We start from the raw sequence: 25434 nt of genomic DNA, 5'->3' as shown, positions 1-25434 counted from the left end.
GGCGCGCGACCGGCGCCGCCATGCCGGGGACACCTTTTAGAACTTTGCGCGCACGCCGACCGAGAAACGCCGCTCGGACAAGGCATAGCTGTTGAGCGCCGTCGTGTTGAAATTGCTATATTCGCTCGTCGCCGATTTCTTGGGCAGCAGATTCTGCGCCTGTAACGACAGCGCGATATTCTTCGTGATGTCGAGCCCGACCTGTGCATCGAGTTGCGAGCGCGCGCCGATGAAGCTCGGGCGTCCTTGCGAAAATTCGAACACCGCCTCGTCGCGATAATTATAGGCGATGCGCGCCGAGAAGGGTCCCTTCTCGTACAGGCCGACGAGGTTATAGCTGTTCTTCGACACCGCGACGAGCGGGAAGCCGGCATTATCCTCGGCATCCGAATAGGTGTAATTGGCGATCACGCCGAAGCCGTCGAGCGGCGAGGGCAGGAAATCCATGAACTGCTGGATGCCGATTTCGAAGCCCTTGATCTTCGCACTAGCCAGATTTTCTGGGCGCGAGAAGGTGAGTTCGCGCCCCTGCGGGTCGAGCGTCGTATCGATTCCGCTGGTGACGAAGCTCGCGATGAAATTCTTGACGTCCTTGTAGAAGACGGCACCCGAGATCAGCGAGCTTTTCCCCGTATAATATTCGAAACTGATATCGGCCTGCGTCGCGATCGGCGGTTCGAGATTCACATTGCCGCCGGTGACCGACAGATTGGTCGCATTGAAAAAAGTCGAGGGCGCGAGGTCGGCGATCGAGGCACGCTGCATCGTCTGCGATCCCGACACGCGGACGAGGAAATCGTCGGTGACGTTGAAGGCGATGTTCGCGCTGGGCAGCACATTGGTGTAGCGGTTCTTGTCGTTGCGCAGCGTGCTGACCGCGCCGACGTTGACGTATGAGTCGACCGACAGGCGGGTCGACGCGATGCGCACGCCCGCGTTCGCCTTGTAAGGCATGCCCGCGATCTCGCCCTCGCCCGACACCATCAGATAGCCGGCGAGCGTCTTTTCGCTGAAATCATAGTCGCGCTGGAGGTTGGGCAGCAGCGTCGAGCGGCCATCGGGATCGGGGTTCGGTTCGGCCGCCTGCGCGCGGTTGAAAACAAAGTCATAGGTCGGCGCGGTGCTCAGGAAGCTGCGCGGGAAGCTGCCCGGAATATCGGACAGGAAATCGCCAGCATCGATCAGCTTCAGATAGGGTTCGATTTCCTCGCGCGTCGGGGTGACCTGGCTACGGAAGGCGTTCGAACGCGCGTGGAGATCGGTATAGCGCACCCCCGCGGCGATCGTGACCCCGCTGCCAGTCTCGTAGCTGACGTCGAGCTTGCCCGTCCATTCCTCGAGCAGGCCGAGCAGGCGGTTGCTGCGCACGCCGTTGTTCGCGGGATTGTACGAGGCGTAATCGGTCGGGTCGAACGTCCCGCCGAGCGTCAGCGACGGGACCGTCTGGTCGCGAAAATCGAACGCCCCGGGCACCGCGGCGATGCCTTGCAGCGTGATAATCTGGATCGTCTGGTCGATCGTGCCCTTGCTGTAATAGCCGTCGGCCTCGACCGTCAGCCCGTTGTCGCCCTCATATTTGCCGTTGAGGCCGTAGAGAAAGCTTTCGGTCGGCTCGTTGCGGATCTGCCCCGCGGTTGTGACGGTGCCGTTCGCATTGCCCGCGACCACCATGCCGTCCTCGACGACCGCATTCGTCACCGGATTGGTGCCGGTGGGCAGGCGGAAGGCAAAGAAATCCTGACGGCGCCCGGTTTTGAGCTTCGAATAAAGCGCGTCGGCGGTGACCGTGAACTCGGGCGTCACCGAGAACTGGACCGCGCCGTTGAGCCCGAGCCGCGAGCGGTCGACGGTGAATTGTTCATATTGGAGCAGCACCGGCGTCTGCTGGACGGTCGTCGTCCCGCCGGCGGTGTAGTTGCGGTCGAGGAAATTGTTGCGCTCGAACGCCTGCGTCGTCGAGGTGCGCTTCTGATATTCGCCCGCGAGCATGACGCCGATGCGGCCGTCGGCGAACTTGGTCGTCGCGAAACCGGTGATCGCGGGTTCGAACTTGTCGCTATTCTCCGAATAGACGCCCTGCGCGCGCAGCGAGACCGTGGGCTCCTTGAACGATAGCGGCTTCGGCGTGACGAGGTTGACTGTGCCACCGAGCCCGCCCTCGGCCTGGCTCGCGAGCGGCGATTTGCGCACTTCGAGGCGCCCGAACAGACTCGACGGCACCGAGTCGAGCCCCGACGAGCGGCCGAGCTGGTCGTTCTCGGGCGGCGACAGCCGCGCCGACCAGCCGAGAAGCGTGCGGCCGTCCACCTCGACGCGGACCTGCTGCAGCCCGCGCACCGACACCGACTGGCCTTCGCCGAACACGCGGGTGATCTGGACGCCGGTGACGCGCTGCAGCGCCTCGGCGACGTTCGCGTCGGGAAGCTTGCCCACATCCTCGGCGGTGATGACATCGAGCACCTGATCGGCTTCGCGCTTGATGTCGGCGGCCTGCTCGAGCGAGGCACGGATGCCGGTCACGACAATCGCATCCTCCTCCGCCGGCGCGCCCGCTGCGTCCTGCGCATGAGCCGGCATCATCGCCAGCGCGGCCAGCGACGCTCCGCCCGCAAGCTTCGCCACTATACCGATGCCCCGTCTTGCCTGAATAGCCATATCCATCCTCCCACCCGGGCGCGGGGGGGCTTGCCGCCCGAGCGCCCGTTTTCCACGGATTGCGACCAATGCCGCCTTTCGGAGCCATTCGGTCGCCCATCTATTTCTCTTTCGTTGTCCGGCTTTGGTAACCGGTGTCACGATGATGCGGGCAAGAGCGAGCCACTGTCAAGCAAAAAATTGTATGACAACTATCCCATTAGTATGACAACCTTGGGCCGCGATTGGCTTGTCGACCGCCGGTTAGAAAAATTGTCGCAAATTGTCGCATCGCGCCCAGAGGGCTTGCCAGCGCGGGGGCAATCGGCTGAATAGGCGCAAAACTCCCCCGTTCCGATTTGAAACGAGATAACCCCATGCTGGACAAGAGGCCGCTGCTTCGTGCCGGAGCCCTGTGTGCCATCGCGCTGTCGCTTGCCGCCTGCTCCGCCGGAGAGGAGAAGGGCGGCCGCAGCGCGCCCGAAGTCGGCTATGTCACCGTCGCGGTCCAGCCGGTGCCCATCACGACCTCGCTCGGCGGACGCACCGTCGCTTTCGAGACTAGCGAAGTGCGCCCGCAGGTGAACGGCCTGATCCGCCGCCGGCTGTTCACCGAAGGAAGCTTCGTGCGCGCCGGCGCGCCGCTCTACCAGATCGACGCGCGCCTTTATCAGGCGGGGGTCGATCAGGCGGCCGCGAACCTCGCGAGCGCGCGAGCGAGCGCACAGGCGGCCGACGAACGCGCGCGCCGCCTCGAACCGCTCGCCAGGATGCAGGCGGTCGCCGAACAGGATTATACCGACGCGCTCGCCCAGGCGCGGATGGCGCGCGCCGCTGTCGCGCAGAACAGCGCCGCGCTCGAAACCGCGCGCATCAACCTGCGCTTCGCAACGATCACCGCGCCGATCAGCGGCCGCATCGGCCGATCGCTCGTGACGCCGGGCGGGCTGGTCAGCGCGAGCCAGGCGACCCCGCTCGCGGTGATCCAGCAGACCGATCCGATGTTCGTCGACATGCAGCAGTCGAGCGCCGAGCTCACCACGCTGCGTCAGGCGATCGAAAGCGGCGGAGTCGACGCCGGCAGCACGTCGGTGCGCCTGCGCCTCGAGGACGGCAGCAATTATGGTTTTGCCGGGACGGTCCAGTTTTCCGACGTCACTGTCAACGAGGCGACCGGCACGGTGACGCTGCGCGCGCGTTTTCCCAACCCCAAGGGCGTATTGCTGCCCGGCATGTTCGTCACCGCGATGTTCGACCAAGCGGTGAACCCGTCGGCGATCCTGCTGCCGCAGGCGGGGGTGCAGCGCGATTTCGACGGCTCGGCCTTCGTCTATCTTGTCGGCAAGGATAACAAGTCGGTGCGGCGCAAGATCGTCGCCGACCGCACCTCGGGCGCCAACTGGGTCGTCACCGACGGGCTGAAACCCGGCGATCGCGTGATCACGCAGGGGATCAGCAATCTGCGGCAGGGCGCGACGATCCGGCCGGTACCCGCGAACAGCCCGCAGCGCGTGGGGCCACCGAAAGGCGCGGCGGCCGGGACGAAGGGCAAGTAGCGCCGCATGTCGCGCCTTTTCATCAATCGGCCGATCTTTGCCTGGGTGCTGGCGATCATCGTCATGCTCGGCGGCTTGGGCGCGCTCTTTTCGCTGCCGATCGAGCAATATCCCGACATCGCACCGGCGCAGGTCAATATCCGCGCGAGCTATCCAGGCGCGTCGGCCGAAACGATCGAAAACAGCGTCACGCAGGTGCTCGAACAGCAGCTGACGGGGATCGACGGCCTTCTCTATTTCAGCTCGCAATCGAGTTCGCGCGGACGCGCGGACATCACAGCGATCTTCGAAAAAGGCACCGATCCCGACATCGCGCAGGTGCAGGTGCAGAACCAGATCCAGTCGGCGATCTCGCGCCTGCCGCAACAGGTGCAGGCGCAGGGCGTGCGCGTCACCAAGTCGAACTCGGACACGCTGCTGCTCGTCGGCGTCTATGACACCACCGACACCCGGTCCTTCCCCGATGTCGCCGATTTCCTGTCGTCGAACATTCAGGATCCCTTGTCGCGCGTCGACGGGGTCGGCGAGGTCAATGTGTTCGGATCGCCGCACGCGATGCGCATCTGGCTCGATCCGCGGCGTCTCACCGCCGTGTCGTTGATGCCAAGCGATGTGATATCGGCGATCACCGCACAGAATAGCGAGGTCGCGGCGGGCGACGTCGGCGGCCTGCCCGCGCCCGAAGGCCAGATGCTCAATGCGACGGTGACCGCCCAGTCGCGAATGCAGACCGTCGAAGAATTCGAGAATATCGTCCTGAAGACGCTGCCCGACGGATCGACGGTGCGCATCAAGGATGTCGCACGGGTGGAGATCGGCGCGGAGAGTTACAGCGCGATCGTCCGTATCAACGGGCATCCCGGTGCCGGCATGTCGATCTCGCTTTCGCCGGGGTCGGACGCACTCGAGACCGCCGACCGGGTCAAGGCGCGGATGGAGGAACTCGCCGCCGATTTCCCCGACGGCCTCACCTACTCTTACGCGAATGATGCGACCGCCTTCATCAAGCTGTCGGTCAGCGAGGTGCAGAAATCGTTGTTCGAGGCGATCCTGCTCGTCATCCTCGTGATGTTCGTCTTCCTGCAAAGCTGGCGCGCGGTGCTGATTCCAGCGATCGCGGTCCCGGTCGTGCTGCTCGGCACCTTCGGCATCTTCTATATATTGGGCTTCAGCATCAACACGCTGACCCTGTTCGGCCTGACGCTCGCGATCGGCCTGCTCGTCGACGACGCGATCGTCGTGGTCGAGAATGTCGAGCGATTAATGGAAGAAAATCCCGGCATGTCGGCGCGCGAGGCGACGATCCAGTCGATGAAGGAGTTGCAGGTCGCGCTGATCGCGATCGCGCTCGTGCTGTCGGCGGTGTTCCTGCCGATGGCCTTTTTCGGCGGGTCGACCGGCGTCATCTACCGGCAATTCTCGGTCACCATCATCTCTGCGATGATGCTGTCGGTGCTCGTCGCGCTGATCCTGAGCCCCGCGCTGACTTCGACCCTGCTCAAACCGAAGAATCATGGCGACGCGGCGTCCGGCGGCGGACGCTTTCCGCGCGTCCATGCTTTCCTCGAACGCGCGAAAAACGGCTTCAACACGCGCTTCGACCACTCGGTCGAACGCTATGTCGGAAGCGTGACCAAGGTGGTCGACCGCAAATGGCTCTTCCTCGGCATCTATCTGCTGTTGCTCGCCGCGCTCGCTTTCCTCTTTCTCCGCCTGCCGGGCGGCTTCCTGCCCAACGAGGATCAGGGGCGCGTTTCGGTACAGTTCCGCCTGCCCGCCGGCGCTACGCAGGCGCGCACGCTCGAAGTGCGTGACGAAATCGAAAAATATCTGCTGACGCAGGAGAAAGCGAACACGCAGACGCTGTTCCTGATCGCGGGCGGCGGCGGCGGCGCGGCGGCGGGCCAGAACACCGGCCAGGGCTATGTCAACCTCACCCATTGGGACGACCGGCCGGGCAAGGAAAATACCGCCGATGCGATTGTCGATCGCGCCCGCAAGGCGCTGAGCGGCCTGCGCGATGCGCAGATTTTCGCGCTCGTCCCCGGCGCGGTGCGCGGTCTCGGCGATTCGTCGGGCTTCACGATGCAGCTCCAGAACCGCAGCGGGATGAGCCACGCCGAATTCGCCGAAGCGCGCGACCGCCTGCTCGCGATGGCAAACGATAATCCGAAGCTCACGTCGGTGCGCCTGTCCGATCTGCCCGACGTCGCCACGCTCAAGATCGACGTCGATACGCAGCGGCTGACCGCCTATGGCATCGACAATGCCGATGTGAATTCGACGCTCGCGACCGCATGGGGCGGCCGCTACGTCAACGACTTCATCGACAAGGGGCGCGTCAAGCGCGTCTATGTGCAGGGCGATGCCCCCTATCGCGCCAAGCCCGAGGATCTGGGCCAATGGTTTGTCCGCTCGGCCGACGGCGAAATGTCGCCCTTCTCGGCCTTTGCCCGGACCGGCTGGTCGACGACGCCGAGCAGCAGTTCGCGCTTCCAGGGCGTGCCCGCCTTCGAAATCTCGGGTCAACCCGCCGCCGGCACCAGTTCGGGCGAGGCGATGGATGAAATGGAGCGCATGGCGGGCGAAATTCCTGGCACCAGCGTCGCCTGGTCGGGTTCTTCCTATCAGGAACGTCTCTCATCGGGACAGGCGCCCCTGCTTTACAGCCTTTCGCTGCTCGTCATCTTCCTCTGCCTCGCCGCGCTCTACGAAAGCTGGTCGATCCCGATCGCGGTGCTGTGCGTCATCCCCCTGGGCTTGATCGGCGCCGTATTCGCGGTGAATCTGCGCGGGCTCGAAAATGACGTCTACCTCCAGATCGGCCTTCTCACGACGATGGGACTCGCGGCGAAAAATGCGATCCTGATGATTGAATTCGCCGAGCAGGAGGAGCGCAAGGGCAAGCGCGTGATCGAAGCCGCCGTCGAGGCGGCGCGCATCCGCCTGCGCCCGATCCTGATGACAAGCTTCGCCTTCATTTTCGGCGTGCTGCCGCTCGCAATCGCGACCGGCGCCGGCGCGAACAGCCGCGTCGCAATCGGTACCTCGGTGATCGGCGGCATGCTCACCGCCGCCTTCCTCGCGATCTTCTTCATCCCGCTCTTCTTCGTGCTCGTCCGCCGCGGCGTGCGCGACGGCCTTGCGGCGGCGCGGGCACGCTTCGGCAAGAAGAAGGGCGAAGGCCCGGCGGAGGTGCCGGCATGATCCGCGCCCTGCTCCTGACCGGCACATTAATGCTCGCCGGCTGCTCGCTCGCGCCGAAGACGGTGCTGCCGACGCCGCCGGTCCCGCAAAGCTGGCCTGCCGGCGACGCCTATCTGCTGCAGAGCGAAGCGGCGCTGCCGATCCTCTCCTACAAAAGCGTCTTCACCGATCCGCGGCTTCAGACGCTGACCGAACAGGCGCTCGTCAACAATCGCGACCTGCGCATCGCCTACGCCAATGTCGCCGCGGCGCGCGCGCAGGTACGCGTCACGCGCTCGGCGCAATTCCCCGAACTCGGCGTGACGGCTGGCGCGGGCTATTCGGATGGCGGCGGCAGCGGCAACGGGAATGGTAGCGGCGATTTCTCGCTGCGCGGCGGCGTCACCGCATTTGAACTCGACCTGTTCGGCCGCCTAGCCAATGCGACCGAGGCCGACCGCAATCGCGCGCTCGCGACCGAGGCCGCCTCGCGCACCGTGCGCCTTGCGCTGATCGCCAGCCTCGCCGACGCCTGGGCGAGCTATGCCGCCGACCGCGACCTGCTCAAGATCGCCGAGGATACCGCCGCCAATGCACGCGAAAGCGTGCGGCTGACCAAGGCGCGGCTCGACGGCGGCGTCGCCCCGCGCACCGACCTCCGCCAGGCCGAACAGATTCTCGCGACCGCCGAGGATTCGATCGCGCAGCAACGGACCGCGCTCGCGCAGGACGAAAATCTCATCCGCCTCCTCGTCGGCGGCGACGTCGACCGAGCGCTGTTGCCCGCCAGCCTGACCGACGTCACGCCGTCGGTCGTGGCGCTGCCCGCCGGGGTCAGCTCCGAAATCCTGCTCCGCCGCCCCGATGTGATCGAGGCCGAATATGGCCTGCGCGCCGCCAACGCCGACATCGGCGTCGCGCGCGCGCGGCTCTTCCCGTCGATCTCGCTCACCGGGCTGCTCGGCTTTGCCAGCAACGCGCTTTCCAGCCTGTTCGACAGCGGCTCGTTCAACTGGTCGGCGGGTGGCGATGCGACGGCGACGATTTTCGACGCCGGCGGGCGCCGCGCGGGGGTTGCGGTCAGCGAGGCCCAGCGCGATGCCGCGCTCGCGGGCTATGAAGGCGCGATCCAGACCGCCTTCCGCGAAGTTGCCGACGCGCTCGCGGTGCAGGGAACGATTTCCGAACGCGTGCGCGCCGCCGCGGCGAATAGCGAAGCCGCCGCCGATACCGCGACGCTAACCGACGCGCGCTACAGGGGCGGGGTCGACAGCTTTCTTTCCAGCCTCGACGCGCAGCGCAGTCTCTATTCGGCGCGGCGGAGCGAAATCGCGACTCAATTGCTGCTCGTCCAAACGCGGATCGCGCTGTTCCGCGCCTTGGGCGGTGACAGCAGCGCGGGAAGCCAACCCGCACCCTGATATCTTCGTCATGCCGGACCCGATCCGGCATCCACTGCGACGGCGCAAGATGGATTCCGGGGCGACGATCTCGGCGACGGCTGACTCTCCTTGACAATCGCCCCCGTTCGCACGCTAATAGAACATATCAGGAACAAATGATGCGCGAGTCGTCTCACCCTCTCGCCGGGCTGCGCCAACGCATCGCCCGGATAGCCGCCAGTGGCGGATTCGAAAGCCGTCCGGCCAAGGGCTGGCTGGCGAGCGGCCACGCGCCCTTCGACGACGCGCTCGGCGGTGGGCTCGCGTTAGGGCGCACCCATGAATTTTTCGCCGCCGACGCGCTCGATGCAACGAGCGCCGCCGCCTTCGCCGCGCTGATCGCGCTGCGCACGCCGGGCAAGGCGCCACTGATCTGGCTGCGCACCGCCGACGCGAACAAGCGCAGTGGCCGCATCTATGCTCCCGGCATCGCTGAACTCGGTGGCGATCCCGATCGGCTGCTCCTCGTCGAAGCAGCCGATCCCAAGATGCTGCTCGCCTGCGCGAACGATGCGATCCGCTGCACGGGATCGGCGGCGGTGATCGTCGAAAGCTGGGGGAAATTCCCTTTGCTCGATCTGACCGCAGGTCGCCGCCTCGCGCTTGGCGCGCGCGATGCGGGTACCACTCTGCTGATGCTCCGCCTCAATGCCGTGCCGACGCCGAGCGTCGCCGAAACCCGCTGGAGCGTCGCCGCCGTGCCCTCGCACGCGCTCGAAGCCAATGCTCCCGGTGCGCCCGCCTTCGACCTCGAACTGCTGCGCTGGCGCGGCGGCCCCGCGGGGACGCGCTGGCGACTGGACTGGAACCATGACGAGAAATGCTTCGGAGAAGCGGCGCTATCTGGCGCTCTTCTTCCCCTTCCTGCCCGCCGAGCGATGGCTTCGCACGGCGCTGCGGCCGCCTGACGCCCCGCTCGTCTTCGCCGAGAAGGCGCGCGGTGCGATGCGCCTCGCGAGCATCGATGCGGCGGCGCTCGCGGTGGGGCTGCGGCCCGGCATACCGCTCGCCGACGCGCGCGCGCAGGTCGGCGAGCTTATGGTCGTGCCGCACGATCCGGTACTCGATCAGGACTGGCTCGACCGGCTCGCACAGGGCTGCGCGCGCTACACGCCGCTCGTCGCGCTCGACCCACCCGACGGGCTGATCCTCGACATCGCGGGCGCCGCGCATCTCTTCGGCGACGAGGCAGGGCTGGTCGCCGACGTCGAGATGCGCCTCGCGCGCCTTGGCATGACGCTACGCCACGCGCTCGGCCCCACCGCCGACGCCGCGCGCGCGCTCGCGCGTTATCAGTCGCGCCCCGCTCCCGACGAAGCCAGCGCGATTCGCCGCCTGCCCGTCGCCGCGCTCGAACTCGAGCCCGATTCGACGACCGCGCTCGTCCGCGCAGGGTTGAAGACGATCGGCGACCTTGCGAGCCGCCCGATGGCGAACCTCGCCGCGCGCTTCGGCGCCGATGCCGCGATGGCGCTGCGCCGCATATTGGGCGATTCGCCAAGCCCGCTCGATCCGCGCGTCGCCCCGCCCCCGGTCGCCGCCGAACGCCGCTTCGCCGAGCCGCTCGGCAGCACGGTACACGCGACCAAAGTCCTCACCGAACTCGCCGCCGAAGCCATTGAGGAGCTTGGCGAACGCGGCAAGGGTGGGCGCCATTTCCGCGCGACCTTCTTTCGCAGCGACGGCCTCGCGCGGACGATCGCGATCGAGACCGGGCACCCGACGCGCGACGCCGGCCTCGTCATGCGCCTGTTCGCCGAGCGCATGGACGGCCTCGCCGACCCGCTCGACCCCGGCTTCGGTTTCGACATGATCCGCCTCGCGGTGCCGCGGCTCGAAGCGCTCGGCGCGAGCCAGCTGGGGCTCGAGGGCGGTGCAATCAAAGAGGCCGCGATCGACGAGCTTGCCGACCGGCTCGCGACGCGGCTCGGGCGCGGGCGGGTGCGTCGGCTGCGCCCCGCCGACACGCATATCCCCGAACAGGCACAGCTCGAACTGCCCGCGATCGACGCGCCCGCGCCGCTGCCCTGGCAGGTGCCCGAGCCCGGCGAGCCGCCGACGCGTCCCTTCCACCTCTTCGACCCGCCGCAGCCGATCGAGGTGATTGCCGAGGTCCCCGACGGCCCGCCGCAGCGTTTCCGCTGGCGCCGTGCCTTTCACGCGATCCGCCGCTACGAAGGCCCCGAACGCATCGCCGCCGAATGGTGGCGCCGCCGCGACAATGGGGGGCTGACGCGCGACTATTACCGCGTCGAGGATGCGCAGGGCCGCCGCTTCTGGCTCTTCCGCCACGGCCTTTACGACGAAAAGCCCGACCCGCGCTGGTATATCCACGGGGTTTTCGCATGAGCGATGCGGTCGATCCCGCGCCTGAAACGGGCTTCGCCGAACTGGTCGCCGCGACCAACTACAGCTTCCTGCGCGGCGCCTCGCATCCCGCCGACATGGTTGCGGAAGCGCTGGCGCTCGGCATGAAAGGCATCGGCATCGCCGACCGCAACAGTGTCGCAGGGGTGGTGCGGGCGTGGTCTTTTCTGAAAGATTTGCAGGTCAGGGAACCCGAGATGGTGGACGGTTTCCGGCTGGTGGTCGGCGCCCGGCTCGTCTTCGCCGACGGCACCCCCGATATCGTCGCCTATCCGGTCAGCCGCCACGGCTGGGGCCGGCTGACGCGTCTTCTGTCGACCGGAAACCTGCGCGCGCAAAAGGGCGACTGCATTCTCCATCTCGAAGACCTGCTCGATCATTGCGACGACCTCCTCCTCATCGCGATGGAAGGCGACGAGGAACTGCTCCGGACCCTCAAAAGCAAACGGCCAAAATCACTCTGGTTGGCCGCCATGATGCCACGATCGGGCGCCGATGCGCGCCGGCTGGCCGAACTCCAACGCCTGTCGGCGGCAACCGGCGTTCCCCTGCTCGCGACCAACGACGCTCTCTACGCAACCAAGGGACAACGCCCGCTTCACGATATCATCACCTGCATCCGCGAGGGTACGACGGTCGCGAAGGCCGGCAAGCTACTTCGTGCCAATGGCGAGCGTTATCTGAAAACGCCCGCCGAGATGAAGCGCCTGTTCGAGGGTTATCCGAAGGCAATCGAAGCAAGCACAAGGCTGCTCGCACGCATCGGCTTTCGCCTCGAGGACCTGCAATATGAATATCCGCACGAGCCGGTCCCGCCGGGATGGAAGCCCTTTCCCTATCTGCACCATTTGGTGAAAACCGCAGCCGAGGAGCGTTACCAAACGCCGCTCCCGCCGAAAGTCCGCAAGCTGCTCGCCGACGAGCTGCGGCTGATCAAGAAGCGGCGCTACGTCTATTATTTCCTGACCGTCTACGATCTCGTCCGCTACGCCCGGTCACAGCAACCGCCGATCCTGTGTCAGGGCCGCGGATCGGCCGCCAATTCGATCGTCTGCTTCCTGCTCGGCGTGACCTCGGTAGACCCGATGAAGCACGACCTGCTCTTCTCGCGTTTCGTGTCGGCCGAGCGCGACGAGCCCCCCGACATCGACGTCGACTTCGAACATGAACGGCGCGAGGAGGTTATCCAATATATCTATGATCGTTATACGCGCGATCGCGCCGCGATCGCCGCGACCGTCATCCATTACCGCCCGCGCAGCACGATCCGCGAAGTCGGCAAGGCGCTAGGGTTCAGCGAGGATGTCACTGCCCGACTCGCTGATACGAGCTGGGGCAGTTGGGGCGACGAGGTACCGGTCGAGCGGCTCGTCGAAGCCGGGCTCAATCCGCATAATGGCGAGATCGAACGGCTGCACCGGTTCGTCGGCGAATTGCTTAAAGCACCGCGTCATTTGTCGCAGCATGTCGGCGGCTTCATATTAACCGAAGGACGGCTCGACGAACTCGTCCCGATTCACAACGCCGCGATGGAGGATCGAACCTTCATCGAATGGGACAAGGACGACATCGACGCACTGGGACTGATGAAGGTCGACGTGCTCGCGCTCGGCATGCTGACCTGCATTCGCAAATGCTTCGACCTGATGCGCGAGCATAGCCTTGGCGATCACACGTTGGAAGTCGACATCGATTGTGACGATCCGGAAGTCTACGGCATGCTGCAAAAGGGCGACAGCATCGGCGTGTTCCAGGTCGAAAGCCGCGCCCAGATCAACATGCTTCCGCGCCTCAAGCCGGAGGTCTTCTACGATCTGGTGGTGCAAGTGGCGATCGTCCGCCCCGGCCCGATCGAGGGCGACATGGTCCACCCCTATCTACGCCGCCGCAACAAGGAGGAACCGGTCGAATTTCCGGAACCCGCGCCACCTAATCCGCCTGATGAACTGCATGATGTCTTGGGTAAAACCTTTGGCGTTCCGCTGTTTCAGGAGCAGGCGATGAAACTCGCAATGGTTGCAGCGGATTTCAGTCCCGAGGAAGCCAACGGCCTGCGCCGCGCGATGGCGACCTTCCGAAACGTCGGCACGATCGAGAATTTCCGCGAGAAGATGATCGGCGGAATGGTCCGACGCGGATACACACAAGATTTTGCCGAACGCTGTTTCAAACAGATTGAGGGCTTCGGCAGCTATGGCTTTCCCGAAAGCCACGCGCAGTCCTTCGCGCGGCTCGTCTATGTCTCCTCGTGGATCAAGCATTACCACCCCGCCGTCTTCGCCTGCGGCATCCTCAATTCGCAGCCGATGGGCTTCTATGCCCCCGCGCAGCTCGTGCGCGATGCCCGCGAACATGGGGTCGAGGTGCGCGCGGTCGATGTGAATGCGAGCGGCTGGGACAACAGCCTCGAGCGAAAGGACGACGGCAGCCTCGCGCTGCGGCTCGGCTTTCGGCAGGTCGACGGGTTTCGCGAAGAGTGGGCGAAACAGATTGCATACGCACGCAACACGCCCTTCGCCTCGGTCGAAGAGCTCGCGCGCCGCGCTAACCTGCCGTCGCGCGCGCTCCGCCTGCTCGCTGATGCAGATGCCTGCCGGTCGATGGGGCTCGACCGGCGTCCCGCCTTGTGGGATGCACGGCGGGTGCGGCAGGGGGTGTTGCCGCTGTTCGGTGCGGCCGGAGCAAACGAGCTCGGCGCCGAGGAGGATGCCGAACTGCCGCCGACGCCGATGGTCGAGCATGTGCTCACCGATTACCAGACGACGCGGCTGTCGCTGAAGGGCCATCCGATGGCGTTCCTGCGCCGCGAGTTCGCGCGCGAGGGCGTGCTGAGCGCCACCCAGGTCGCCGCCGCGAAGAATGGCGCGATCGTTCGCACCGCGGGTGTCGTGCTGATCCGCCAACGCCCGGGCAAGGGCAATGCGATCTTCATCACGCTCGAGGATGAGGGCGGCATCGTCAACATTTTGCTCTGGGCGCGTAATTTCGAACGGTATCGCCGCGCCGTCATGGCGTCGCGGCTCATGCTTGCCGAGGGCGAGGTGCAACGGAGCAAGGAAGGGGTGATCCACCTGATGGCGACGCGGATCGTCGACCGCACGGCGATGCTCGATACGCTAGGGAGCGACCGGCGCTTCGATCCCGACGTCTGCCGCGCCGACGAGGTCCGGCATCCGCAGCCGCCGCGCGGGCATGCGGCGCAGCACGGCCATCCGCGCAACGTCCGCATCCTGCCCAGATCGCGCGATTTTCATTGATGGATCGTTTTCCGGCTGACGCCGGAGGCGGCACCGGCCCGCTCCCCCACCCGGCCTCCCATAGAATACTATGTCGGGAGGCCGGGTGGGGGAGCGGGCCGGTGCCGCGCCTTCGCGCAAAAAGATGATGCCCCGGCTGTGGGGGCCGGGGCATCGGATCAGGCTATCTAAGGGACCAACCGAATATAGCCTGAAATTTTCGCTAAGCTTAGCGGAGCAGGTTCATCACGCCCTGCGAGCTCTGGTTCGCCTGGGCGAGCATCGCGGTCGATGCCTGCGCCAGGATGCCGGCGGCCGCGAGGTTCGTCGATTCGACCGAGAAATCGGCGTCTTCGATGCGCGACTTCGATTCCGACAGATTCGTGACGCTCGACGTCAAATTGTCGACAGCCGACGACAGGCGGTTCTGCTGGGCACCGAGGTTGGCGCGTTCGGTAGCGACCGTGTCGATCGCCGTGTCGAGCGTCGCAAGCGCGCCCTGCGCACCCGCCGCGGTCGAGAAGTCGAGCGCGTCGACGCCAAGCGCGGCAGCCTGCAGATCGGCAACCGTGATGTTCACGACCTGGCCGGTATCGAGACCGGTCTGGATGTCGAAGCCCGCGGCAACACTGCCGTCGAGCAGCACATTGTCGTTGAAGGTGGTGCGGGTCGCGACGTCGCCGATCTGCGAAATCAGCGCGGTAACTTCTTCCTGCACCAGCGTGCGGTCGTCGTCGCTCAGCGTGCCCGTCGAGGCCTGCATCGCCAGTTCACGCATACGGACGAGGATGTCCGAGATGCTGCCGGCGGCGCTGTCGGCGGTCTGGGCAAGCGAAATGCCGTCGTTGGCATTGCGGATCGCCTGGGTCAGGCCGCGGGCGCTGGCGTCCATGCGGGTCGCGATGGCGAGGCCGGCGGCGTCGTCCTTCGCGCTGTTGATGCGCTTGCCGCTCGACAGGCGTTCCATCGCCTGCGACTGCATTTGGCTTGCGACACGCGAGTTGTTCTGGGCGCGAAGCGCGCTCACATTGGTGTTGATGACAGTCATCTTTGTTCCTTTCCGGCCTCGATGGCCATTCCCGTGATGTGAGGGCTCGAGGAGCGGTCACGAAGCCAGTAACGGCGCCCCGCGGCAGCGCTTAAGCCCGGCGCGTCAAAAAAATGCCGAAAGTCGCCCACAGGCCAGGCAATTCTCATTTAAACTACTGAAAATATTATATATATATTTTTGGCACGAGCTTTGCATCCTTCTTTGTGCGTGCGGCAGACCGCCGCGCAACAGGACGGATGAAGAAGCAATGAGCACGATTGACCCGAGCCGGCTGCTGCAGATGCGCAGTTCGATCCTCAATCAGAACCAGGCGTTGCAGCGCGCCGCGGGCCGCGGCGGGATCGGCGCGGCCGAAGGCGGCGTCGAGGGCGCCGGCGGCGCTCCCGATTTCGGCGCCGCGATCAACAATGCGCTCCAGCAGGTGAATGCCCAGCAGACGAAGGCGAGCCAGATCACCGAAGCCTATGAGCGCGGTGACACGCACGACATCGTCAGCGTGATGATCGAGCGCCAGAAAGCCTCGCTCGGCTTCGAAACCACCCTGCAAGTCCGCAACAAGCTGCTGTCCGCGTACCGCGACATCATGAACATGCCGGTGTAATCCATGGCCGAAGCACAAATCCTCACCCCCGTCGACGACGGGTCCACGAACCGCCTCCCCGCCCCCGTCCTGGGCGGTCGCTTCGCACCCGTGAGCCAGTTCATCCGCCAGCCGGCGGTGCAGCGCGCGCTCCCCGCGATCGCGATGACCTCCGCGATCGGCATCGCCGCGCTCGCCTATTTCACGATGCAGGCGGCACCGCAGGCGCAGCTGTTCGCCGGGCTCGACGACGCCGACAAGGCCGCGGTCGCCGAGGCGCTCCAGTCGCAGGGCATCGCGCACAGCATCGACAGCTCGACCGGTGCGCTGACCGTCGATGCCGACAAGCTCCACCAGGCGCGCATCGCGCTCGCCGGACAGGGCCTCCCCAAGGCGGCGCCGAGCGGCGACAGCCTGATCGCTTCGCTCCCCATGGGGTCGAGCCGCGCGATCGAGGGCGAAGCGCTGCGCTCGGCGCGCGAAGCCGACCTGTCGCGCACGATCGAGACGATCGACGCGGTCAAGAGCGCGCGCGTCCATGTCGCCGCCGCCGAACCCAGCCTCTTCGTGCGCGACGACAAGCCCGCCACCGCGTCGGTGATGCTGACGTTGCAGAATGGCCGCTCGCTCAGCGACGGGCAGGTGCAGGCGATCCGCTTCCTCGTCGCCTCGTCGGTGCCCGGCATGAACGCCGATCAGGTGTCGGTGATCGATCAGCGCGGCGCGCTGCTATCCGACACCGCGAGCGGCAGCGACATGAAGGCGTTCCAGATGCAATTGCAGGTCGAGGACCGCTTTCGCCGCGCGCTCGACACCTTGCTCGGCCCGATGCTCGGCGCCGGCAATTATACGGTCGAGGTCCACGCCGACGTCGACATGTCCGAAAGCCAGGCAACGCGCGAAAGCTTCCCCGAGAACGACCGCGCGCTGACCAGCGAGCAGATCACCCGCTCGACCAGCGGCACGAGCGCCCCCGCCGTCGGCATTCCCGGCGCGCTGTCGAACCAGCCGCCGCAGGCGACGACGGTCACCGCCGAAGGGCCGCAGCCGGCCCCGGCCGGCGCGCCCCCCGCACCCGGCGTCGAGAGCAATGAAAATGCCGCGCGCGCCTATGAAGTCGGCCGCGAGATTTCGGTGACGCATTCGCCGCAGGGCAGGCTGCGCCGCGTCTCGGTCGCCGTCGCGCTCAATCAGGGCAAGAAGGCGCTGACGCAGGCAGACCTCACCAAGATCGACAGTCTGGTGAAGGGCGCGATCGGCTTTGACGCCGCGCGCGGCGACCTCGTCGCGATCAACCAGCGCCCGTTCGTGGCTGTAGAAGACACCGAGCCCGCCTTTTACGATCAGGGCTGGTTCCTGCCGCTGGTCAAGCAGGTCGGCGCGATCCTCGCCGCGCTGCTCGCTTTCCTCTTCATCGGTCGCCCGATGATCCGCGCGGCCAAGGAACGCGCCGCCAGACGCGCCGAACAGAATCAGGAGCTCGAAGCGTCGCTGCTCGCCGCGACCGACCGCCCGGCGCTCGCCAGCGGATCGAACCATCGCGAAATCACGCTCGAGATGATCGAACAGGCGCCGAGCTATGAAGCGCGCGCCAATCTCGTCCGCGCCTTCGTCCGCCAGGATTCGGCACGCGCCGCGCTCGTCGTCCGCCACCTGATGCAGGAGGGCGCCCGTGCCTGAGCTCGCCGAACTGGATAATGCGCCCGCGATGCCCGCGATCGAAGGATCGGCCGCCGCCGCGATCCTGCTGATGCTGCTCGACGAGAGCGAAGCCGCGACGATCCTGAAGCAGCTCGACCCCGACGAGGTGCGCCAGCTCGCCAAAGCGATGTTCGACACCGCCAACGCCAGCGAGCAGCAGATCGGACAGGCGCTCGACCGTTTCGTCACGCGCAGCCGCGACGTCAGCGCGCTCGCGATCGGCGCCGACACGCGCATCCGCACGGTGATCAACGAAGCCGTCGGCAACGTCCGCGCCGACAATATCCTCGCCGCCGTCGCGCCGCAGCGCAGCGCCGCGTCGCTCGAAATGCTGCGCTGGATGGACGTCGATGCGATCAGCGGCCTGCTCGCGAGCGAGCATCCGCAGGTGGGCGCGCTGATCCTGTCGGTGCTCGTCCCCGACGTCGCCGCGCGCGCGATCGAGACACTCGACGAAGTGTTGCAGGCCGATCTGGTACTGCGCGCCGCAATGCTCACCTCGGTCCCCGCCGCCGCGATCGAGGATCTCGAATCGGTGCTCGCCAGCGCCAATGTCGATGGCCAGCGCGTCGCCAAGCAGGCGATCGGCGGCCCGAGCGACGTCGCCAAGATCATGAAGAAGATGCCGAAGCAGCTTTCCGAACGCACGATCCGCGCGCTCAAGAAGCACGATCGCATCCTCGCGCAGACGATCGAGGAAGAAATGTTCATCTTCGAAAATCTGCGCGACCTCGACAAGAAGAGCCTCAGCAGCGTGCTGCGCTCGGTCGATGCCGCCCAGCTCGCGATCGCGCTCAAGGGCGCCGACGAGGATATGGTCGACATGTGCCTCGCCACCATGTCGCAGCGCGCGGCCGAAACGATCCGCGACGAAATGGACGAGATGACGATGGTCAAGCGCGCCGACGTCGACGACGCGCAGAAGAGCGTGATGCAGATCGTGCGCCAGATGGCCGCGGCCGGCGAGATCATGATCGCGGGCGGAGGCGACGATTATGTCTGATCGTGCCGTCGAAACCGGCTTCGTCCCAGTCAATCTTGCCGATGCAATGGCGCGCGGCGGTTTTCGTCCGCTGTCCTTCGCGCCCGCCTCTCCGGTGCAGTCGGAGGAGCCCGAAGGCGTCAATGAAATCGATCTCGACGACCCTTTCGCGCTCGGCCTCGCCGAAGGCCAGCGTCTGGCCGAAGCCGCCTTCGTCGCCGAACGCCACCAGCTGCTCGCGCTGCTCGCCGCCGCCGAAGCGCTGCAGGACGAACCGAGCGAAGAGCTGGCGCAACTGATCGCCACCACCGTCGAACGTCTCGTCCGCCAGATCGTAGCCACCGCGCCGATCGACACCGAATGGTTGCACGCGCAGGTCGATACCGCCGCTGCAATGATCGCCGACGCCGACAAGGCGCGCACCTTGTGGGTCCATCCCGACGATGCCGCGCTGCTCGCCGACTGCCCGCTTGCAATGGCGGTCGAGAGCGACGCGGCGATGATGCGCGGCACCGTCCGCATCGAAACCTCGACCGGCTGGATCGAGCATGGCCGTGCGGTCTATCTTGAGGAACTGCGCGCTGCGCTTGGCGAAAGCGAAGCCGCATGACGCGCCGCCTCGCCCTCTCCGCGCAGCAATTGCTCGACCCCGTCGACCTGGCGCACGCCAGCCCGCGCCGCATCGGCACGCTCGTCTCGCACGAGGGCATCATGCTCGAAGTGTCGGGTTTCCCGATGCCGCTCGGCAGCAATGTCCGTATCCGGTCGGCCGACAATGATTATGTCTATGGCGAGGTCGTCGGTTTTCGTGGTCACCGCAGCCTCGTCCTCCCCTTCGACTCGGGCAAGCCGCTCGTCACCGGCGCGCCGGTCGAACCGCATGGCGCGTCGAGCATGGTTCCGGTCGGCAAGGCTTTGCTCGGCCGCATCATGGACGCGCAGGGCAACCCGCTCGACGGCCGCCCGGCGATCAAGTCGCAATTCCAGTGGCCGCTCGCCGGCCGCAAGGTCAATCCGCTGCGCCGCGGCCGCGTCACCCGCGCGCTCAACATGGGCGTGCGCGCGATCAACGGCCTGCTCACCGTCGGCGAAGGCCAGCGCGTCGCGATCATCGCGGGCTCGGGCGTCGGCAAGTCGGTGCTGATGGGCCAGATGATCGCGGGCACCGAATGCGACGTCATCGTTGTCGGGTTGATCGGCGAGCGCAGCCGCGAGGTCAGCGACTTCGTCGAAACCAAGCTGCCCCCCGAGGTGCGCAAGAAATCGGTCGTCGTCGCGGTTCCCGCCGACCATCCGCCTTTGCTCCGCCTGCGCGCCGCGATGCGCGCGACCGCGATCGCCGAGGCCTTTCGCGCCGAGGGCAAGAAGGTCCTGCTGCTGATCGACAGCCTGACCCGCGTCGCGCATGCGCAGCGCGAGATCGGGCTGACGCTGGGCGAGCCGCCGACGATGAAGGGCTATCCCCCGTCGGTCTTCGCGCTGATCCCGTCGCTCTGCGAACGCGCCGGCATCGACCGCGAAACCGGCGGATCGGTCACCGCGCTCTACACCGTGCTCGCCGATGGCGGCGACATCGACGATCCCGTCGTCGACAGCGCGCGCGCGATTGTCGACGGCCATATCATCCTGTCGCGCCAGCTCGCCGAACAGGGCGTCTACCCCGCGATCGACGTCGCGCGATCGCTGTCGCGTACGATGGTCGATTCGGTCGACCCCGAACATGCCGCCGCCGCCGCGCGCTTTCGCCAGCTCTGGTCGCTCTATGAAGAGAATCGCGACCTGATGCTGATGGGCGCTTACGTCGCCGGCGCCGATCCGGTGCTCGACACCGCAATCGCCCGCCACGCCGACCAGCTCGCCTATGTTTCGCAGCCTGCCAAGGCGCAGGTCGATTTCGACATTTCCCGCCAAGCCCTGATCGAAGGATATTCCGCATGAACGCCCGCACCGCACGCCGCAAACGCATCATCCGCGTGCGCTCCGTCGAACATCAGATGGCGGAGGCCAATCTCGCGCGCGCCAATGGCGAACTGGCGAACCTCGTCGAACTCGCCAAGCGGCTCGAAACGCTGCGCGTCGACCTTGCAATGGCGAAGGGCGCGGTCGCCGGCCGCGCGCTCAACACGATCGGCGAGCTCGCGATGCGGCTCGACATCGCGCAGGAAAGCCTGACCGCGCCGCTGGCGGGCGCGAGCCAGCGCCGCGACCAGATGGGCGCGCTCGCGCAAAGCGCGATGGCGAAGGAAGAATCGGCGGTGCGCCTCTATGAACGCAGCCGCAAATCGGCCGAGGCCGAACAGGAACGCCGCGACGACGCCAACCGCCCGCACCGCCCGCGTGCAGCGATGCGCCTGCGCCTGATCGAAGGCGGCGCGGCATGATGGGCGCGCCATCCCTTCCGACGCCGCAGGGCGCGATGCCCGCGGGCTTCGCGACCTTCCTCGCCAATATCGGCCAGCTTCCCGACGGCGGTGAAGGCGGCGGTTTCGACCAGCTGCTTGCCGCAGCGCCGGTTACGGGCGCCCCGTCCGCCGCTGCGCCGATCACCAAGGCGGCGGTCGCGATCGTCGCCGTGCCGACGGCGGAGGCCCCGCAGATCGATACCCCGCCGCTCAAAGCCGCCGTCAGCGTCGAAGCCCCGTTCGCCAAAGCGGAGCCTGCCGAAACGAACCCTGCGGCGCTGGCTGCGACCCTGCTGGTCGCGCTGGGCGGCAACGTGCCCGGCACGCCCGCGCCCGGCAAGCCGGCACCGGCCGAAACCGAGGCGGACACCGCCCCCAATACGGCTGAACCGGGCGAACCGGGCGAAGCGGTCGCCTCCGCCGTCCCGGCAACCAATTTGGCAGCGGTCGTGGCCACCGCCATTCCGGCCGCTACGAAGCCCGCCAAGCCGGTCGAGGCGCCGCAGGTCCGTGCCGACGCCGATACACCGGCAACGCCCGTCACCGCGCGCCCGCGCGACGCCAGCGCGCCGCTGCCGATCCTCGCCGGCGCCGAAGCTCCGGTCGCAAAACCCGTCGATGCCGCGCCGTCGATGACGATCCTGTTCGCCCAACCCGCGGCGCAGGGCACCGCCATGGCGGCCGAAGCCGCCGCACCCGCCCAAATCGCCGAGCGCGTGCTCGATATGGACAGCGACGGCGCATGGATCGACCAGCTCGCGCGTGACATCGCCGCGACCAAATCGGACAGCGGCGACATCAGCTTTCGCCTGATGCCGCGCCACCTCGGCCGGCTCGACGTCGCGATGCAAATGGGCGACGAAGGCGTCGCGCTGAAGATGGACACGCATCACGAAGCGACCGCGACGATCGTCACCGCCGCGCAGGGCCGCCTCGTCGAGGAACTGCGCCAGCAGGGCGTGCGCGTCGCCGGCGCCGAAGTGACCTGCACGCCGGGCGAGACCGGACGCCAGTCACAAAGCCAGGGCCAGGGTCAGGACCGCTCCGCCGCCGCTGACCCCGCGCATCTTATCGAAACCGCCACCGAACGCGCCGAGCCGCGCGACGAAGCGCGCGCCGCGGACCGCCGCGGCCGCTTCGCCTGATCAGAAAGGGTCTCATCATGGCCAAGGACAATGTCGAAGGCGCCCCCAAGAAAAAGGGCAAGTTCAAAAAGCTGCTGCTGATCGGGGTGGCCGCGGTCGCGCTGATCGGTGCCGGCGCGGGCGCGGGCATCTATTTCGGCGCGCTGCAGGCGCATGAAGCGAAGCCCGAGGATCATTATCCGAAGCTCGTCGTGCGCAGCGAGGACGGCGCCGAACCCGCCGCCGAGGGCGACAACAAGGAAGCGCCGCTCAAGGTCGGCACCGTCTCGGTCCCGAACGACAAGTTCAAGGTCGATCCGCGCAAGTACGAGATCACCTATTATCCGATCACCGACAGCTTCACGACGAACCTCGCCGACGGATCGGGCTTTTTGCAGATCGGTATCAGCCTTTCGACCTTCTATGACGGCAAGGTTATCAATAATATCAAACGGCAGGCGGTGCCGATCCGCTCGGTCGTGCTTATGGTGCTCGCCGAACAGGATCCGGCTCTGCTCTCCACATCGCAGGGGAAACAGCGGCTTCAACGCCAGTTGACGACCGCGATCAACGATGTGCTGCGCGAGAAGGAAGGTTTCGGGGGTATCGACAATGTCTATTTCACGAGTCTGGTGATCCAGTGACCACCGGCACGAAATCCGTCAAAGCCGTCAAGGCGCCGGCGGCACCCGCGGCTGCGCCCGCGGACAGCAAGGAGTCGCTCCTGCTGCGCAAGGCGGCGGATAGCTATGCCTTTCCCGCGCTCGAGGGCGTCGCGAACCAGTTCGCGCGCAGTCTGCGCGACCTTATCCGCGCGCTCGGTGCGCCGGCCATTCAGGTCGAGCGCGCCGGCGCCGAACAGATGAGCTTTGCAGAGTGGAGCGCGTCGGCGACCCCGGCGATCTTCTGGCGCTATCACGCAGCGCCGCTCAAGGGCCCCGTGCTGCTCGCCGGATCGCGCTCGCTGCTGCTCCAGCTCGTCGATATCTTCTATGGTGGCCGCGGCCAGCTCGCCGCCGAACGCGAAGAGCTGACCGACGCCGAGGACCGCTTCGCCGCGCGGCTCGGCCGCGACATCGGGATGCAGCTTGCCGCTGCCTGGCGCGACAAGCTGGCGCTCGAGCCCGAACTCGACTGCGTCACCGCCGATCCGGCGAAGCTCGCCGCGGTGCGCGCCGACGACGAACTGTTCGTCCAGCGCTTCACCCTGCGCGGCGCGCCCTTCGACGGGCGCGTCATCCTGTGCGCCTATCCGGTCGCCGCGCTGCGCGGGATCGCGGGCGACGAGCTGCTTCCCGACATGCCGGCCGCCGGCGGCAGCGATCCGGTCTGGTCGGGCGCGCTCGACAAGGCGCTGCGCGACGTGCGCATGCCCATCCGCTCGGTACTCGCGCGTCCCGAGATCAGCCTCGTCAAGCTGCTCGCGCTCGAGGTCGGCGACATCATTCCGCTTTCCATGCCGCGCCATGTGCCGGTGACCGTCGCCGGGCGCAGCTTCGCGTTCGGCAGCATCGGCGAAGCCAATGGCAACGCCGCGATCATGATCGACCATATCGAAAAAGGACCGGACAATGACTGACATCGCCGACGCCCCGAAGGCCGCGCGCGCCGACCGGCGCGACAAGAGCATCGCCGCAGCGCCCAATTTCGACCTGCTCGCCGGCGTCTCGCTGCGCGTGTCGGTCGAGGTCGGGTCGACCTCGATGACGCTGTCCGAACTGCTCGCATTGGGTGAAGGCAGCGTGATCGAACTCGACCGCGCCGCGACCGACCTGCTCGACATCTATGCCAATGGCACGCTCATCGCGAAGGGCGAAATCGTCAGCGTCGACGGCCGCTACGGCATTCAGGTCGCCGAAGTCGTCGCGCCGGCGCGCGGGCTCGAAGGTTTCGAACGGAGAGCCTGATGTTCGAATATATCCTCCGCCTGCTGATCCTGCTGCCGATCATCGGCGGCATGGCGTGGGGCAGCCTGTGGCTGTGGAAGCGCGTCCAGATGGGCGTGCCGCTCGTCGGCGGCGCGGCCAAGGCGCGCGCGGTCGAAATGGTCGACGTGCTACCGCTCGGTCCGGGGTCGAAGCTCGCGGTTGTCGAATTCGCGGGGCAGCGGATCCTTGTCGCGGTATCGCGTAACGGGATCACCCGCCTCGCCGATGACGCGCAGGGGGATTTCCATGTCGACTGACCGCCGCTTCTGGCTGCGTGCCGCGGCACTCGCCGGCGGCGCCGCGCTGCTCTGCGCCGCGCCGGCCGCTTATGCTCAGGCCGCCGACGGCCTCAGCCGCGCGGTGAACGAGATCGGCGGCGACGGCCGGCCCCTGAGCCTGTCGCTCCAGATCCTCGTCCTGATGAGCCTTTTGACGGTGCTGCCGTCGCTGCTGCTGATGATGACGAGCTTCACGCGGATCATCATCGTGCTGTCGATCCTGCGCCACGCGCTCGGGCTGCAACAGACGCCGCCGAACCAGGTGCTCGTCGGCCTCAGCCTCTTTCTCTCGCTGTTCGTGATGGCGCCGGTGATCAGCGAAGTGAACCGTGTCGCGATCGAGCCTTACGGCCAGGAACAGATCGACATCGGCGAAGCGGTGTCGCGCTCGGGCGATGCGCTCCACGGCTTCATGATGAAGCAGACGCGCAAGACCGACCTGATGATGTTCGCGAAGATCGCCAAGGCGCCGAGCTATGCGAGCCCGAAGGACGTCCCTTTCTCGATCCTGCTCCCCGCCTTCGTCACCAGCGAGCTCAAGACCGCGTTCCAGATCGGCTTCCTCATCTTCCTGCCCTTCCTCGTCATCGACCTGATCGTCGCCTCGGCCCTGATGTCGCTGGGTATGATGATGCTGTCGCCGACGATCATATCGATGCCCTTCAAACTCCTTCTCTTCGTCCTCGTCGACGGCTGGGCGCTGACGATGGGGTCGCTCGCCTCCTCCTTCGTGAGTTAGGGTCCGGTACGATGGGATTGATCCACCACGATTGCACCATGGAGCAGGTTTCCGGGGAGCGCCGCGCGGCGCGGCGCGCGAGCCCCTTCGGAACCGGCCGCTTTTGGCCCATTGTCACCTTGGTCCCCGAGCGGGATATATCGCATCGCGGCGCCTTGCCTGCCCTGCACCGGGACAAAATCGACCCGGTCAAGGCAGGCCAGTCGCTCGACAGCAGGCACTGAGGTC

At 66.5% G+C, this 25434-nt stretch carries 21 protein-coding genes; 19 read left to right on the top strand and 2 right to left on the bottom strand.

Annotated features, from left to right (window positions below; translation table 11 throughout):
- Positions 1 to 36 precede the first annotated feature (36 nt).
- Positions 37 to 2655, bottom strand: coding sequence for a TonB-dependent receptor (locus E5675_RS00660; protein WP_168707770.1), 2619 nt, complete (start codon positions 2653 to 2655; stop codon positions 37 to 39).
- 356 nt (positions 2656 to 3011) lie between these two features.
- Here E5675_RS00660 and E5675_RS00655 point away from each other — a divergent pair, with 356 nt between their 5' ends.
- The 6 genes from E5675_RS00655 to E5675_RS00630 all read left to right on the top strand — a co-directional run bounded on the left by E5675_RS00655 (position 3012) and on the right by E5675_RS00630 (position 14442).
- A complete protein-coding gene (locus tag E5675_RS00655; RefSeq protein WP_136172989.1) occupies positions 3012 to 4190 on the top strand; it encodes an efflux RND transporter periplasmic adaptor subunit in 1179 nt (392 codons plus the stop codon).
- A gap of 6 nt (positions 4191 to 4196) precedes the next feature.
- On the top strand, positions 4197 to 7397 hold the full coding sequence (locus E5675_RS00650; protein ID WP_136172988.1) for an efflux RND transporter permease subunit: 3201 nt from the start codon (positions 4197 to 4199) through the stop codon (positions 7395 to 7397).
- Positions 7394 to 8797, top strand: coding sequence for an efflux transporter outer membrane subunit (locus E5675_RS00645; RefSeq protein ID WP_136172987.1), 1404 nt, complete (start codon positions 7394 to 7396; stop codon positions 8795 to 8797). Before E5675_RS00650 ends, E5675_RS00645 begins: the two co-directional genes overlap by 4 nt.
- A gap of 137 nt (positions 8798 to 8934) precedes the next feature.
- Entirely contained in the window at positions 8935 to 9726 is a 792-nt protein-coding gene (locus E5675_RS00640; RefSeq protein WP_348769817.1) for a hypothetical protein, read from the top strand.
- The gene (locus E5675_RS00635) at positions 9629 to 11167 is read left to right on the top strand and encodes a DNA polymerase Y family protein (RefSeq protein WP_136172986.1); all 1539 of its coding nucleotides are present in this window, start codon (positions 9629 to 9631) and stop codon (positions 11165 to 11167) included. The genes E5675_RS00640 and E5675_RS00635 overlap by 98 nt, the downstream gene beginning before the upstream one ends.
- Positions 11164 to 14442: an error-prone DNA polymerase gene (locus E5675_RS00630; protein WP_136172985.1), complete on the top strand. Its 3279-nt coding sequence runs from the start codon at positions 11164 to 11166 to the stop codon at positions 14440 to 14442. The genes E5675_RS00635 and E5675_RS00630 overlap by 4 nt, the downstream gene beginning before the upstream one ends.
- A 208-nt stretch (positions 14443 to 14650) precedes the next feature.
- Here E5675_RS00630 and E5675_RS00625 read toward each other — a convergent pair whose 3' ends face one another.
- Positions 14651 to 15469, bottom strand: a complete 819-nt coding sequence (locus E5675_RS00625) for a flagellin (protein WP_136172984.1) — start codon at positions 15467 to 15469, stop codon at positions 14651 to 14653.
- A 250-nt stretch (positions 15470 to 15719) separates the two neighbouring features.
- Between E5675_RS00625 and fliE the strand changes: the two genes are divergently transcribed.
- Genes fliE through E5675_RS00560 form a run of 13 tightly spaced genes read left to right on the top strand, consistent with a single transcriptional unit; the run spans position 15720 to position 25430 of the window.
- A complete protein-coding gene (gene fliE, locus E5675_RS00620) occupies positions 15720 to 16073 on the top strand; it encodes a flagellar hook-basal body complex protein FliE (RefSeq protein WP_136172983.1) in 354 nt (117 codons plus the stop codon).
- Positions 16074 to 16076: 3 nt separating this feature from the next.
- The gene (fliF, locus tag E5675_RS00615; protein ID WP_136172982.1) at positions 16077 to 17732 is read left to right on the top strand and encodes a flagellar basal-body MS-ring/collar protein FliF; all 1656 of its coding nucleotides are present in this window, start codon (positions 16077 to 16079) and stop codon (positions 17730 to 17732) included.
- On the top strand, positions 17725 to 18756 hold the full coding sequence (gene fliG / locus E5675_RS00610) for a flagellar motor switch protein FliG (protein WP_052182462.1): 1032 nt from the start codon (positions 17725 to 17727) through the stop codon (positions 18754 to 18756). Before fliF ends, fliG begins: the two co-directional genes overlap by 8 nt.
- Complete coding sequence (locus E5675_RS00605; RefSeq protein WP_136172981.1) at positions 18749 to 19345, top strand: FliH/SctL family protein; 597 nt, start codon at positions 18749 to 18751, stop codon at positions 19343 to 19345. Before fliG ends, E5675_RS00605 begins: the two co-directional genes overlap by 8 nt.
- Positions 19342 to 20673, top strand: a complete 1332-nt coding sequence (locus E5675_RS00600) for a FliI/YscN family ATPase (protein WP_037557383.1) — start codon at positions 19342 to 19344, stop codon at positions 20671 to 20673. The genes E5675_RS00605 and E5675_RS00600 overlap by 4 nt, the downstream gene beginning before the upstream one ends.
- A complete protein-coding gene (locus E5675_RS00595; RefSeq protein WP_136172980.1) occupies positions 20670 to 21116 on the top strand; it encodes a hypothetical protein in 447 nt (148 codons plus the stop codon). Before E5675_RS00600 ends, E5675_RS00595 begins: the two co-directional genes overlap by 4 nt.
- Complete coding sequence (locus tag E5675_RS00590) at positions 21113 to 22282, top strand: flagellar hook-length control protein FliK (RefSeq protein WP_136172979.1); 1170 nt, start codon at positions 21113 to 21115, stop codon at positions 22280 to 22282. Before E5675_RS00595 ends, E5675_RS00590 begins: the two co-directional genes overlap by 4 nt.
- A gap of 17 nt (positions 22283 to 22299) precedes the next feature.
- Positions 22300 to 22905: a flagellar basal body-associated FliL family protein gene (locus E5675_RS00585; protein WP_136172978.1), complete on the top strand. Its 606-nt coding sequence runs from the start codon at positions 22300 to 22302 to the stop codon at positions 22903 to 22905.
- Complete coding sequence (locus tag E5675_RS00580; protein WP_136172977.1) at positions 22902 to 23840, top strand: FliM/FliN family flagellar motor switch protein; 939 nt, start codon at positions 22902 to 22904, stop codon at positions 23838 to 23840. Before E5675_RS00585 ends, E5675_RS00580 begins: the two co-directional genes overlap by 4 nt.
- A complete protein-coding gene (fliN, locus tag E5675_RS00575) occupies positions 23833 to 24168 on the top strand; it encodes a flagellar motor switch protein FliN (RefSeq protein WP_136172976.1) in 336 nt (111 codons plus the stop codon). Before E5675_RS00580 ends, fliN begins: the two co-directional genes overlap by 8 nt.
- The gene (locus tag E5675_RS00570) at positions 24168 to 24446 is read left to right on the top strand and encodes a flagellar biosynthetic protein FliO (protein ID WP_136172975.1); all 279 of its coding nucleotides are present in this window, start codon (positions 24168 to 24170) and stop codon (positions 24444 to 24446) included. Before fliN ends, E5675_RS00570 begins: the two co-directional genes overlap by 1 nt.
- Complete coding sequence (gene fliP / locus E5675_RS00565) at positions 24436 to 25206, top strand: flagellar type III secretion system pore protein FliP (RefSeq protein WP_136172974.1); 771 nt, start codon at positions 24436 to 24438, stop codon at positions 25204 to 25206. Before E5675_RS00570 ends, fliP begins: the two co-directional genes overlap by 11 nt.
- 11 nt (positions 25207 to 25217) lie before the next feature.
- Complete coding sequence (locus E5675_RS00560; RefSeq protein ID WP_136172973.1) at positions 25218 to 25430, top strand: hypothetical protein; 213 nt, start codon at positions 25218 to 25220, stop codon at positions 25428 to 25430.
- Positions 25431 to 25434 lie beyond the last annotated feature (4 nt).

Origin of the sequence: Sphingopyxis sp. PAMC25046 (assembly GCF_004795895.1) — a bacterium.
Lineage (GTDB): Bacteria > Pseudomonadota > Alphaproteobacteria > Sphingomonadales > Sphingomonadaceae > Sphingopyxis.
The sequence above is the reverse complement of the archived record's forward strand: the minus strand, read 5'-3'. Positions and strand labels throughout refer to the sequence as shown.